The organism is Streptomyces nodosus (genome assembly GCF_008704995.1).
Taxonomy (GTDB): Bacteria; Actinomycetota; Actinomycetes; order Streptomycetales; family Streptomycetaceae; genus Streptomyces; species Streptomyces nodosus.
The window spans coordinates 1278520-1291540 of the sequence record NZ_CP023747.1; the positions used below are offsets into that span (position 1 = coordinate 1278520).

General features: G+C 71.7%; 13 protein-coding genes and 1 pseudogene. 10 read left to right on the forward strand and 4 right to left on the reverse strand.

What is annotated here, in order from left to right; translation table 11 throughout:
• Positions 1 to 76: 76 nt before the first annotated feature.
• On the reverse strand, positions 77 to 271 hold the full coding sequence (locus tag CP978_RS05715; RefSeq protein WP_043438082.1) for a hypothetical protein: 195 nt from the start codon (positions 269 to 271) through the stop codon (positions 77 to 79).
• A 159-nt stretch (positions 272 to 430) separates the two neighbouring features.
• Positions 431 to 1003: a helix-turn-helix domain-containing protein gene (locus CP978_RS05720; RefSeq protein ID WP_043438084.1), complete on the reverse strand. Its 573-nt coding sequence runs from the start codon at positions 1001 to 1003 to the stop codon at positions 431 to 433.
• A 78-nt stretch (positions 1004 to 1081) separates the two neighbouring features.
• On the opposite strand from CP978_RS05720, the gene CP978_RS05725 reads away from it, so the two are divergent.
• The 8 genes and pseudogenes from CP978_RS05725 (at position 1082) to CP978_RS05760 (ending at position 8883) form a co-directional block, all read left to right on the forward strand.
• On the forward strand, positions 1082 to 2044 hold the full coding sequence (locus CP978_RS05725) for an NAD(P)/FAD-dependent oxidoreductase (protein WP_043448225.1): 963 nt from the start codon (positions 1082 to 1084) through the stop codon (positions 2042 to 2044).
• A 29-nt stretch (positions 2045 to 2073) separates the two neighbouring features.
• A complete protein-coding gene (locus CP978_RS05730) occupies positions 2074 to 3612 on the forward strand; it encodes an ATP-dependent DNA ligase (RefSeq protein ID WP_043438087.1) in 1539 nt (512 codons plus the stop codon).
• Positions 3609 to 4079, forward strand: coding sequence for an NUDIX hydrolase (locus tag CP978_RS05735; protein WP_043438089.1), 471 nt, complete (start codon positions 3609 to 3611; stop codon positions 4077 to 4079). Before CP978_RS05730 ends, CP978_RS05735 begins: the two co-directional genes overlap by 4 nt.
• Positions 4080 to 4149: 70 nt before the next feature.
• Positions 4150 to 5535: an NADP-dependent succinic semialdehyde dehydrogenase gene (locus CP978_RS05740; RefSeq protein ID WP_043438091.1), complete on the forward strand. Its 1386-nt coding sequence runs from the start codon at positions 4150 to 4152 to the stop codon at positions 5533 to 5535.
• Positions 5536 to 5559: 24 nt separating this feature from the next.
• Entirely contained in the window at positions 5560 to 5790 is a 231-nt protein-coding gene (locus CP978_RS05745; protein ID WP_043438094.1) for a DUF6213 family protein, read from the forward strand.
• Positions 5791 to 5984: 194 nt separating this feature from the next.
• Positions 5985 to 7061 (forward strand): annotated as a pseudogene (locus tag CP978_RS05750) (type III polyketide synthase); the annotation flags it as partial.
• Between the two features lie 30 nt (positions 7062 to 7091).
• Positions 7092 to 8306, forward strand: a complete 1215-nt coding sequence (locus CP978_RS05755; RefSeq protein WP_043438098.1) for a cytochrome P450 — start codon at positions 7092 to 7094, stop codon at positions 8304 to 8306.
• 7 nt (positions 8307 to 8313) lie between these two features.
• Positions 8314 to 8883: a cupin domain-containing protein gene (locus tag CP978_RS05760; RefSeq protein ID WP_079162027.1), complete on the forward strand. Its 570-nt coding sequence runs from the start codon at positions 8314 to 8316 to the stop codon at positions 8881 to 8883.
• Between the two features lie 85 nt (positions 8884 to 8968).
• On the opposite strand, the gene CP978_RS05765 is transcribed toward CP978_RS05760, so the two are convergent.
• Entirely contained in the window at positions 8969 to 10201 is a 1233-nt protein-coding gene (locus tag CP978_RS05765) for an acyl-CoA dehydrogenase family protein (protein WP_043438100.1), read from the reverse strand.
• A gap of 174 nt (positions 10202 to 10375) precedes the next feature.
• Between CP978_RS05765 and CP978_RS05770 the strand changes: the two genes are divergently transcribed.
• Positions 10376 to 11020 carry a TetR/AcrR family transcriptional regulator gene (locus tag CP978_RS05770; RefSeq protein ID WP_043438103.1) on the forward strand — a complete coding sequence of 215 codons (645 nt, stop codon included), beginning with the start codon at positions 10376 to 10378 and terminating at the stop codon, positions 11018 to 11020.
• Positions 11021 to 11096: 76 nt separating this feature from the next.
• Here CP978_RS05770 and def read toward each other — a convergent pair whose 3' ends face one another.
• Positions 11097 to 11630, reverse strand: coding sequence for a peptide deformylase (gene def / locus CP978_RS05775; protein WP_043438107.1), 534 nt, complete (start codon positions 11628 to 11630; stop codon positions 11097 to 11099).
• Between the two features lie 142 nt (positions 11631 to 11772).
• On the opposite strand from def, the gene CP978_RS05780 reads away from it, so the two are divergent.
• On the forward strand, positions 11773 to 13011 hold the full coding sequence (locus tag CP978_RS05780) for a Mur ligase family protein (protein WP_043438109.1): 1239 nt from the start codon (positions 11773 to 11775) through the stop codon (positions 13009 to 13011).
• Positions 13012 to 13021 lie beyond the last annotated feature (10 nt).

Sequence of the window (13021 nt, forward strand, 5' to 3'; positions counted from 1 at the left end):
CCGGGGACGGCCGGGGCGATCGGGACGACCGGGACGACCGGAAACGACAGCGGCGACCGACGGCGACCGGCGGCGATCAGGGGTGCAGGCCGCCGACGATCTCCGCCGTCGCCGCCAGCCCCTGATGGATGGTCGGAGCCATGCTCGAACTGGCCAGGAAGAAACCGAGCAGCATGCAGACCAGGGCGTGCGACATCTTCAGCCCCCCATTGCGCAGGAACAGCACCGCAATGAACAGAAACAGCAGCACCACAGAGATGGAAACAGCCATCCTCAACCCCTTTCGCCACGCCCACTTCGCGGCTTTCGGCCGCAAGTGTGGCGCAGCGAGGGGTTCATCCGTGCGGCAGACATGTCCTCCGAACGAGTGGTTCTCGGACCGCCGGGCGGGGGTCGGGTACGGCGCACGTCAGCGCACCGGGGCATGAGGTCATGAACGCCCGGGTCGCGCCCGCACATGCATCCGCTCCCCCTGGGGCCCGAACAGGCTGAGGAACTCCACCGGCCCCTCCCCCGTCGAACCGAACCAGTGGGGCACGCGGGTGTCGAACTCGGCGGCCTCCCCCGCGGTCAGCACCACATCGTGCTCGCCCAGCACCAGCCGCAGCCGCCCGGACAGGACGTACAGCCACTCATAGCCCTCGTGCGTCCTCGGGTCCGGTTCGACGGTGCGCCGGGGTTCGAGCACCTTGAACGCCTGGAGTCCGCCCGGCTGGCGGGTGAGCGGCCAGTGGGTGCGGCCGTACCGCACGACCGGCTCGGCGCGCACCCGCGGATCGCCGACCGGCGGGGCGCCGACCAGTTCGTCCAGCGGCAGGCTGTGGGCCCGCGCGATCGGCAGCAGCAGTTCGAGGCTGGGTCTGCGCAGGCCCGACTCCAGGCGCGAGAGGGTGCTGACGGAGATGCCGGTCGCCTCGGACAGTCCCGCCAGGGTCACCTCCCGCTCCTTACGGATCCGCCGCAGCCGGTCGCCCACGCCCGCCAGTACTTCGTCCGTGCTCATGTTCTGTATTGCAGTTCCGGCAAACATGTTTGTCAATCCCGTGGGCCCCGGGCGACCGTCTCGGTGGAGGTGGTCACCATGACCGAGAAGAACGGGAAGAACGACGGGACCGAGCGGTACGAGGTGGTCGTCGTCGGGGGCGGCGCGGCCGGGCTGTCTGCGGCCCTGGTCCTGGGGCGGGCGCGGCGCCGCACACTCGTCGTCGACGCGGGTGAGCCGCGCAACGCGCCCGCGGCCCATATGCACGGCTTTCTGTCGCGCGACGGCATGCCGCCGGCCGATTTCCTCGCCGTGGGGCGGGAGGAGATCGCCCGGTACGGCGTGACGCTCGTCCGGGACCGGGCGGTGGACGCCGTCCGGGACGCGGACGGGGAGTTCGAGGTGACGCTCGCGGAGGGACGCGCGGTGCACGCCCGGCGCCTGGTGGTGGCGACCGGTCTGCGGGACGAGCTGCCCGCTCTGCCCGGGGTCGCCGAGCGCTTCGGGCGTGATGTGCTGCACTGCCCCTACTGCCACGGCTGGGAGGTGCGCGACCGGGCCTTCGGGGTGCTCGCCTCGACCCCGATGAGCGTGCACCAGGCGCTGATGGTCTCCCAGTGGTCGAAGGACGTGACCCTGTTCCTGCACACGGTCGCCGAGGAGGAGCTCACGGACGAGGACCTGCGCAGGCTCGCGGCGGCCGGGGTGGCCGTGGTGCCCGGCGAGGTGGCGGGGCTGGTGGTGGACGACGACCGGCTCACCGGGGTGCGGCTCGCGGACGGCACCGTCCATGACCGCTCCGTGCTGTTCGTCGCGCCCCGGGCCGTCCCGAACGTCGGCCTGTTCGAGCGGCTGGGCGCCACGCTGCACGAGACCCCGTTCGGCACCTATCCCGAGATCGACGAGCGGGGCCTGACCAGCGTGCCCGGGCTGTGGGCGGCGGGCAACGCCTCCGGCTTCGCGGAGCAGGTCGTGAACGCGGCCAGCCGCGGGTACCGGGCGGGAGCCGCGATCAACGGGGAGCTGCTGATGACCGATCTGGACGCTGCCCTGGGGATGTAGCCCGGGCGCCGCCGGTGCACCATGGCTGCATGCTGCTGAGCCGGCTGGCCCGGGTGTCCCGGGAGGTCGCCGCCACCTCGGCGCGGTCCCGGAAGATCGCGTTGCTCGGCGAGCTGTTCCGGGCCGCCGACGCCGAGGACGTGCCGGTGGTGATCCCGTATCTGGCCGGGCGGCTGCCGCAGGGACGGCTCGGCATCGGCTGGAAGCTGCTCGGCCGCCCGGTTCCGCCGGCCGCGGAGTCCACGCTCACGGTGCGGGAGGTGGACTCCCGGCTGACCCGGATCGGCGCGGTCACCGGCGCCGGGTCGCAGTCCGAGCGCGGCCGGCTGCTCGGCGAGCTGCTGGCCGCGGCCACCGAGGAGGAGCAGCGGTTCCTGACCGGGCTGCTCACCGGGGAGGTGCGGCAGGGCGCACTGGACGCCCTCGCGGCCGAGGGACTGGCCGAGGCGACGGGGGCCGCTCCGGCGGACGTACGGCGGGCCGTGATGCTCGCCGGATCGCTCCGGGCCGTGGCGGAGGCCCTGCTCTCCGGGGGTCCGGCGGCCCTCGGCACCTTCCGGCTCACGGTGGGCCGCCCGGTCCTCCCGATGCTGGCGCAGAGCGCCTCCTCGGTGGCCGAGGCGGTCGGGCGACTGGGCGCCTGCGCCGTCGAGGAGAAGCTCGACGGCATCCGGGTCCAGGTCCACCGGGACGGCGGCGAGGTACGGGTCCACACCCGCACCCTGGACGACATCACCGACCGGCTGCCGGAGGTGACCTCGGCCGCCCTGGGGCTCGCGGGCGAACGGTTCGTCCTGGACGGCGAGGTGATCGCCCTGGACGAGGCGGGGCGGCCGCGGTCCTTCCAGGAGACCGCCGGGCGGGTCGGCTCCCGTCTCGACGTGGCCACGGCCGCCGCGGCCGTCCCGGTCTCCCCCGTCTTCTTCGACGTGCTGTCCATGGCGGACCGTGACCTGCTGGACCTGCCGTTCGCCGACCGCCATGCGGAGCTGGCCCGGCTGGTGCCGGAGCCGATGCGGGTGCGGCGCGCGCTGGTGCGGGGCAGCGAGGAGGTGGCCGTCGCGGAGGACTTCCTCGCCGAGACCCTGGCACGGGGCCATGAGGGGGTCATGGTCAAGGCCCTGGACGCCCCGTACGGCGCGGGCCGCCGCGGTGCCGCCTGGCTCAAGGTCAAGCCCGTGCACACCGTGGACCTGGTGGTGCTGGCCGCCGAGTGGGGCCATGGCCGCCGCACCGGAAAGCTCTCCAATCTGCATCTGGGGGCCCGCGCCCCGGACGGTTCCTTCGTCATGCTGGGCAAGACCTTCAAGGGCCTCACGGACGCGATGCTCAGGTGGCAGACCGAGCGGCTCGGGGAGCTGGCGGTCGCCGACGACGGCCGGGTGGTGACCGTACGCCCCGAACTCGTGGTCGAGATCGCCTACGACGGGTTGCAGCGCTCCCCCCGTTACCCGGCGGGTGTCACCCTGCGGTTCGCGCGGGTGGTGCGCCACCGGGAGGACAAGCGGCCGGAGGAGGCCGACACCGTGGGGACCCTGCTGGCGGCCCATCCGCGGGTGGTGCCGTGAGCGGGCGGGGGCGGCGCAGCGCGGGCCTGCTGCTGTTCCGGCGCACCGCTCATGGTCCCGAGGTCCTGCTGGGCCATATGGGCGGCCCCTTCTACTCCCGTCGCGACGCCGGGGCGTGGACCGTGCCCAAGGGCGAGTACGAGGCCGGGGAGCCGCCCCTCGATGCCGCCCGCCGCGAGTTCCGGGAGGAGCTGGGGCTGCCGCCGCCGGACGGGGAGGCCGTACCGCTCGGCGAGGTGCGGCAGGCCGGCGGCAAGGTCGTCACGGTGTGGGCGGTCGAGGCCGACCTCGATCCGGCGGCGATCGCACCGGGCACCTTCACCCTTCAGTGGCCGCCGCGGTCGGGGCGCACCCAGGAGTTCCCCGAACTGGACCGGGTGGGGTGGTTCGCCCTCGACCGGGCCCGGGAGGTGATCGTGCGGGCGCAGACGGCGTTTCTGGACCGGCTCGCTGAGCACTCGGGCTGAGACGGCACCCGCGTTGCGGCGCCCACCGCCGCGCGGGAAGGTCGAGACAGAGCTGTTCCAGGAGGTCAGCATGCCCATCGCCACGGTGAACCCGGCGACCGGCGAGACGCTCAGGACGTACGACGCCCTGGGCGAGGAGGAGATCGAGCGCAGGCTCGCCGCCGCCGACACCGCGTTCCGCACCCATCGCACCACCACCTTCGCCGAACGGGCGCTGCGCATGCACAAGGCCGCCGATCTGCTCGACGCGGAGTGCCAGGACATCGCCCGGGTGATGACCACCGAGATGGGCAAGCCCATCACCCAGGCCCGCGCCGAGGCCGCGAAGTGCGCCAAGGCGATGCGCTGGTACGCCGACCACGCCGAGGAACTGCTGGCCGACGAGGAGCCCGACGCACGGGATGTGAAGGACTCGGGCGCCTCCTGGGTGATCGTGCGCTACCGGCCGCTCGGTCCGGTGCTCGCGGTGATGCCGTGGAACTTCCCGCTGTGGCAGGTGGTGCGGTTCGCCGCGCCCGCGCTGATGGCGGGCAATGTGGGGCTGCTCAAGCACGCCTCGAACGTGCCGGGGACCGCGCTCTTCCTGGAGGATCTGTTCCGCCGTGCGGGCTTCGCGGAGGGCTGTTTCCAGACCCTGCTGATCGGCTCGGGCGCGGTCGAGAGGGTGCTGCGCGATCCGCGGGTCAGGGCCGCCACCCTCACCGGCAGCGAGCCGGCGGGCCGCTCCGTCGCCTCGATCGCCGGGGACGAGATCAAGAAGACGGTGCTGGAGCTGGGCGGCAGCGACCCGTACATCGTGATGCCGTCCGCGGAGCTGGACCGGGCCGCCGAGACCGCCGTGACGGCCCGGGTGCAGAACAACGGGCAGTCCTGCATCGCCGCCAAGCGGTTCATCGTGCACACGGACGTCTTCGACGCCTTCGCCGAGCGGTTCACGGCCGGTATGAAGGCGCTGCGGGTCGGCGATCCGATGGCTGAGGAGACCGAGGTCGGACCGCTCTCCAGCGAACGGGGCCGCGCCGATCTGGCGGAACTGGTCGACGACGCGGTGGGCGCCGGCGCGACGGTGCTGTGCGGCGGCACCCGCCCCGACGGGCCCGGCTGGTACTACCCGCCGACGGTGCTCACCGGCATCACCCCGCGGATGCGCATCCACCACGAGGAGGCGTTCGGGCCCGTCGCCACCCTCTACCGGGCCGCCGATCTGGACGAGGCGGTGGCCATCGCCAACGACTCCCCCTTCGGGCTGGGTTCCGACGTCTGGACGCACAACGGCACCGAGGTCGACCGCTTCGTCCAGGACCTGGAGGCCGGCGGAGTGTTCATCAACGGGATGACGGCCTCGCACCCGGCCTTCCCGTTCGGCGGCGTCAAGCGCTCCGGGTACGGGCGCGAGCTGTCGGGGCACGGGATCCGCGAGTTCTGCAACATCACCACGGTATGGCACGGGGCATGAGCGTTCCGCGACTACGATCCCCTTGTGAACCGTGAAGTGACCCTGCCTCTGATCGTCGACGACCACGGCACATTGCAGGTGGCGGCCGCGGATGTCAGCAAGCTGCTGCGCACCCTCGGCGGCCGGTGGCTGCGTCTGGTGGAGGCCGGCGAGGACGGTCTCGACGAGGACACGGTGGCGACGCTCACCATCGAACTCGCCAAGCTCGCGGACCGGATCGACGTGGCCTGCATCGCGCACAGCTCGCGCCGCTGAGCGGGGAGCGGGACCGGCGCGTCCACCGGGGACGACGGCCTGACGAGGCCGCCCATCACTCTCCGCTCATCGCTGGAGCGGAGTAATCCGACGCGATATCGGCGCGCCGCGGGGTGATCGTGGGTGAGCACCCCGCATACGGGTGACCCCCCTTCCGCCGGGGGACCGACGGTCCTGAGCCAAGGCGAAAGAAGGCGCGCTCCATGGCGACTCTGTGCAGACCCGCGGTCCACGTCCCCGAACATGTGATCACGATGGAGGACACGCTCGAACTGGCGCGCTCCCGCCACCCGGATCACCCTCAACTCCCGCTGGCCCTGCGACTGATCGAGAACACCGGGGTCCGCACCCGGCACATCGTGCAGCCCATCGAGGAGACCCTGAAGCACCCCGGCTTCGAGGAGCGCAACGACCTCTACGAGGCCGAGGCGAAGGCCCGTGTCCCCGCGGTCGTACAGCAGGCGCTGGACGACGCCGAGCTGCTCAGCACCGACATCGACGTGATCATCTATGTGTCGTGCACCGGGTTCATGATGCCCTCGCTGACCGCGTGGCTGATCAACACCATGGACTTCGAGACCGACACCCGGCAGCTGCCCATCGCCCAGCTGGGCTGCGCGGCGGGCGGTGCGGCCATCAACCGGGCGCACGACTTCTGCACGGCCTACCCGGACGCCAACGCGCTGATCGTGGCCTGTGAGTTCTGCTCGCTGTGCTACCAGCCCACCGACCTGGGCGTCGGCTCGCTGCTGTCCAACGGCCTGTTCGGCGACGGGGTGGCGGCGGCGGTCGTCCGCGGCCGGGGCGGCACCGGCGTCAAGCTGGAACGCAACGGCTCGTATCTGATCCCCAAGACCGAGGAGTGGATCGCCTACGACGTCCGGGCCACCGGATTCCACTTCCTGCTGGACAAGCGGGTGCCGGCCACGATGGAGCCGCTCGCCCCGGCCCTCCAGGAGCTGGCACGGCAGCACCGATGGGACGCCTCCGAGCTGGACTTCTACATCATCCACGCGGGCGGCCCACGGATCCTGGACGATCTGAGCAAGTTTCTGCGGGTGCCGCCGGAGGCCTTCCGGTTCAGCCGGGCCACGCTCACCGAGTACGGCAACATCGCGAGCGCCGTCGTCCTGGACGCGCTGCGCCGGCTGTTCGAGGCGGGCGGCGCCGAGCACGAGGCGCGCGGGATGCTGGCCGGCTTCGGGCCGGGCATCACGGCGGAGATGTCCCTGGGGCGCTGGCAGATATCCGGGAACGGAAGCAAGCGATGACCACCGACACGGACCGTGAGGCGGTGTGAGATGGCCGAGGAAACGATCACCGACTGCATGCCGCCGGTGCGCGAATGGCCGGTCACGGACCTGGCCGGCGTGGACTTCGACCCGTTCCTCGCGCAGTTGATGCGCGAGGGCCCGGTCACCCGGATCAAGCTGCCCAACGGTGAGGGCTGGGCCTGGCTGGTGACCCGCCACGACGATGTGCGGACGGTCGCGAACGACCCCCGCTTCAGCCGTGCGGCGGTCATGGAGCAGCAGGTCACCCGGCTCGCTCCGCACTTCATCCCGCAGCCCGGCGCGGTCGGCTTCCTGGACCCGCCCGACCACACCCGGCTGCGTCGCGCGGTCGCGACGGCCTTCACGGCACGCGGCGTGGAGCGGGTGCGCGACCGGGCGCGGCGGATGCTCGACGAACTCGTCGACGAACTCCTCCAGGACGGGCCGCCCGCGGACCTGGTCGCCTCGGTGCTCAGCCCCTTCCCCATCGCCGTGATCTGCGAGCTGATGGGGGTCCCGGCCACCGACCGGCAGAAGATGCACGCCTGGACCCAGCTGATCCTGTCCTCCTCGCACGGGGCGAAGGTCTCCGAGGAGGCCAAGGACGAGATGGGCGCGTACTTCGCCGACCTCATCGGCCGCCGCGAGGGCAGCGCGGGAGAGGACGTCACCTCGCTGCTCGGCGGGGCGCTGGGCCTGGGCGAGGTGACGCTCGACGAGGCGGTGGGGCTCGCCGTGCTGCTGCAGATCGGCGGGGAGGCGGTCACCAACAACAGCGGGCAGATGTTCTACCTCCTGCTGACCCGCCCGGAGCTGGCCGAGCGGCTGCGGGCCGAGCCGGAGATCCGGCGGCAGGCCATCGACGAGCTGCTGCGCTACCTCCCGCACCGCAACGCGGTGGGGCTGTCCAGGATCGCCCTGGAGGACGTCGAGATCCAGGGGGTGCGGATCCGGGCGGGCGACGCGGTCTATGTGTCGTATCTGGCCGCCAACCGTGACCCGGGGGTCTTCCCCGACCCGGAGACGATCGACGTCGAGCGCTACCCGAACTCCCATGTGGCGTTCGGTTTCGGCCCGCACTACTGCCCGGGCGGGATGCTGGCGCGGCTGGAGTCCGAGCTGATGGTGGACGCCCTCCTCGACCGGGTGCCCGGGCTGCGTCTGTCCGTGGAGCCGGACCAGGTTCCCTTCCGGAAGGGCGCGTTGATCCGCGGGCCCGAAGCCCTGCCCGTGATGTGGTGAGCGACCGATGACGGCTCACGGCATGGCGGCGACCGACGGGGCGGCGGACGAGGAAAGGACGGCGGTCGAAGGGCTGTTCGTCCCGCCGGGGCACGGGCGGGTGGTTCAGACCCCGGCCCAGCATGTGACGTTCAAGGTGACCGGCTCCCACTCGCGCATGGCGTCCACCTTCGAGGTGCTGGTACCGCCGGGGTTCGATGTGGGCGCCCATGTGCACACGCGCAGCGAGGAGTTGTTCTATGTGCTGGAGGGCGAGTTGGACGTGCTCGCCTTCGAGCCGCGCATCCGGACCCCGGACCACTGGCAGAAGTGGGAGTCCCGCTCGGGCACCCGGGTGGTGCGGGCGACCCCGGGCACGGTCATCGTCGTACCGCCCGGCTGCCCGCACGCGTTCGCCAACCCGACGGAGACCCCGGCGAAGATGTTCTTCCAGGCGTCCCCGCCCCCGGACCACGAACGCTACTTCGAGGAACTGCTGGAGATCCTGGGCAACGGGGGCCCGCCGGACCTCGCGGCGATCGAGGAGCTGCGCAGGCGGTACGACATCGAGCAGCTGACGCCGCTGAAGCACCGGTAGTGCCGCGCGGCGCCCGGGCCTTTCCGACGGATCTGCGTGACGTCGGAAAGGCCCGGGCGCCTCCCACGAGCGCTGCCTCGCGGCACTAGCGGATGGGCATTCCCGACAGCGTACGGGCGATCACCAGCCGCTGGATCTCGCTGGTGCCTTCGAAGATCGTATAAATCGCCGCGTCACGGTGCATCCGCTCCACCGGGTACTCACGGGTGTAGCCGTTGCCCCCGAGGATCTGTATCGCCTGGGCCGTGACCTCCTTGGCGGTCTCGCTGGCGAACAGCTTGGACATCGACCCCTCGGCCGCGGTGAACGGCCTGCCGTTGACCGCCATCCAGGAGGCCCGCCACACCAGCAGCCGCGCCGCGTCGATCCGGGTGCGCATGTCCGCGAGCTGGAAGGCGACGCCCTGGTTGTCGATGATCGGTCGTCCGAACTGCTCCCGGGTCCCGGCGTAGTCGAGGGCCACCTCGTACGCGGCGCGGGCGGTCCCCACGGCCATCGCGCCCACGGCCGGGCGGGAGGCCTCGAAGGTGGCCATGGCCGCGTTCTTCACCCGCTCCCCCGGGCCGGCGGTCCTCGCCCGCTCCCGGGCCCGGGCCAGCCGTTCGTCCAGCTTCTCCTTGCCGCCGAGCAGACAGGAGCCGGGGACCCGGACGTCGTCGAGGACCACCTCGGCGGTGTGCGAGGCGCGGATGCCGTGCTTGCGGAACTTCTGCCCCTGGGACAGGCCCGGGGTGTTCGGGGGGACGATGAAGGAGGCATGGCCCCTGGGGCCGAGCTCGGGGTCCACGGCGGCCACCACGACATGGACGCCCGCGATGCCGCCGTTGGTCGCCCAGGTCTTGGTGCCGTTGATCATCCACTCGTCCCCGGCCTCGTCGTACACGGCGCGGGTGCGCAGGGCGGCCACATCGGAACCGGCGTCGGGTTCGGAGGAGCAGAAGGCGGCCACCTTGACGTCCTGGGGGTCGCCGTACATCTGGGGGATCCAGGTGCCGATCTGCTCGTCGGTGCCGTTGGCGAGGACGCCGACGGCGGCGAGCCCGGTTCCGACGATGGACAGCGCGATGCCCGCGTCGCCCCAGAACAACTCCTCCATGGTCAGGGGTATTCCGAGCCCGGTGGGGTCGAAGTACTGCTGGGCGTAGAAGTCCAGGGAGTAGATGCCGAGCTTCGCGGCCTCCTGGATGACCGGCCAGGGAGTCTCCTCACGCTCGTCCCATTCGGCGGCCGCGGGGCGGATCACATCGGCGGCGAAACCGTGCAGCCAGTCGCGGACCTCCTTCTGTTCGTCGTTGAGCTCCATGGTGAACTCGGCCATGTCCCCTCCAGCACCGCACTATGATGTTACTTGCGGTAACACGGTCCGTCACCGCAAGCCGGAAAGTCAACTCCCTGATCGGCGCGGCAGAGGTCGGCAGCTCGTTCGATACCGGCCCGACCTTCAGTGTTAGTTTGCGCAGGCGTCACCGACAGAGCAGGGGTGGGAGAACACATGGACACCACACAGCGGACCGATCAGCAGCGGTCCGCCGACCGCCGCCGGCGAGAGCTGCTGGAGGCCGCCGACCGAGTGGTGCTGCGCGACGGCCCCGGGGCCTCGATGAACGCCATCGCCGCCGAGGCCGGCATCACCAAGCCGATCCTCTACCGTCACTTCGGCGACAAGGGCGGTCTGTACGCCGCGCTCGCCAAGCGCCACACCGACGCGCTGCTCGACTCGCTGCGGGCGGCGCTGGACGCCCCGGCCGAGCGCCGGCAGCGGGTCGAGTCCACCCTGGACACCTACCTCGCGGCGATCGAGGCACGGCCCCAGGTCTATCGCTTCCTGATGCATCCGGCCGAGGGCGGTTCACAGCACGACCAGGGCTTCGACACGGGCCGGCACGCCATCCCGCTGCTGCGCCGGATGGGCGAGGAACTGGCTCAGGTCATCGAGGACCGGCTGGAGCTCGGCCCGGGCAGCCATCAGCTCGCCCGGGTGTGGGGACATGGCATCGTCGGCATGATGCACGCGGCCGGCGACTGGTGGCTGGGCGACCGGCCCTGCTCACGGGCGGAGTTGGTGCGGAGCCTGGCGGACCTGCTGTGGGGGCGGCTGGCCGTCGCCGGGGACCGGGTGGGGAGCCCCGGGTTCTGAGAGCGTACGTCGTGTCCGGCCGTCCTGCCGCGGCCGGACCGGCCCGGGGGGCGACGTCCCGTCGCCACGCCCCGGTTCAGGGCTTTCTGCGGCTCCACCGCCGCATCACCCGGCGCTGCCGCCGGCCGCTGAGCCGGTCCACGTACAGACCCCCGTCGAGGTGGTCGCACTCGTGCTGCAGACACCGGGCGAACCACCCGGTGCCCTCCACCGTCACCGGCTCGCCGTCCACCGTGAACCCCTCGACGACCGCGCGGTCGTACCGTTCCGTCCCCGCCTCCAGGCCCGGTAGGGAGAGGCATCCCTCGGGGCCGCGCAGCACCACACCGTCCGCCGCCACCAGCCGTGGGTTCACCACATGCCCCAGATGGCGGACCTCCTCGTCGTCCGGGCAGTCGTACACGAACACCCGCAGCGGCTCACCGATCTGGTTCGCCGCCAGCCCCACGCCCCGGGCGGCGTACATGGTGGCGAACATGTCCTCCACCAGCCGGGCCAGTTCGGGACCGAAGTCGGTGACCTGCGCACACGGCGTCTGCAGCACGCTCTCGCCGAGCAGGGTGACAGGCCGGACGCGCCCTCGGGTGCCCGGGATGGAGGCTCTTCGCATGGTGGCAAGGGTACGGTCCTCCATGCCGCGCAAGCACCGCAGTGGTGACACGATTCGGGCAGCTGAGCGGATCTCGATAGGCTGAGGTCCACACGTTGCCGGGACAGGGCGCGGCGCCGTACGCAAGGAGGATCGAGAACTGATGGCAGGCAACTCGGACCCGCTGACGCCACGGGCCAAGCTGGCCGTGACCGCGGGCAAGGCGGTCGCTGCGGCATCACGGGCCGCGGGACGCGGCAGCGGATCAGTGATCGGCGGCCGGGTGGCACTCAAACTCGACCCCGATCTGCTCGCCCGGCTCGCCCAGAACCTGGACGTGACCCTGGTCTCGGCGACCAACGGAAAGACCACGACCACCCGGCTGATCGCCGAGGCGCTGGGCGCCGCGGGCCCGGTGGTGTCCAACGCGCTCGGCGCCAATATGCCCGCCGGCATCACCTCGGCGCTGGCCGGCGGCTCCGAGGCCAAGTTCGGTGTGATCGAGGTGGACGAGAAGTACCTCGCCGGCGTCGCCCGGGACACCGACCCGAAGTGCATCGCGCTGCTCAACCTCTCCCGCGACCAGCTCGACCGCGCCGCCGAGACCCGGATGCTCGCCGAGAACTGGCGTGAGGGTCTGTCCGGCACCAAGGCCGTGATCGTGGCCAACGCGGACGACCCGCTGGTGGTGTGGGCCGCGTCCTCCTCGCCCAATGTGATCTGGGTCGCAGCCGGGCAGATGTGGAAGGACGACGCCTGGTCGTGCCCGTCCTGCGGCGGTGTGATGCAGCGCCCCGGCGACGACTGGTTCTGCGGCGAGTGCGGATTCCGCCGGCCGACCCCGTCATGGGCGCTCTCCGGCGACCATGTCCTGGACCCGCACGGCTCCGCCTGGCCCATCCACCTCCAGCTGCCGGGCCGCGCCAACAAGGCCAACGCCGCCAGCTCGGCCGCGGTCGCCGCCGTGTTCGGGGTGCCCCCGCAGGTGGCCCTGGAGCGGATGTACCAGGTGCAGGCCGTGGCGGGACGCTATGACGTGGTCCAGTTCAAGGAGCGCGACCTGCGTCTGCTGCTGGCGAAGAACCCGGCCGGCTGGCTGGAGACGTTCTCGCTGATCGACCCGCCGCCGACCCCGGTGATCCTCTCGGTGAACGCGCGCGGCGCGGACGGCACCGACACCTCCTGGCTGTGGGACGTCGACTACACGCGGCTGACCGGGCACCCGATCTTCGTCCTCGGCGACCGGAAGCTGGACCTCGCCGTGCGTCTGGAGGTCGCCAACCAGTCCTTCCAGGTCTGCGAGACCCTCGACGAGGCCGTCCAGCTCGCCCCGCCGGGCCGGATCGAGGTCATCGCGAACTACACCGCGTTCCAGGACCTGCGCCGCCGCGTCGGCAACTGACCCCGAAGGA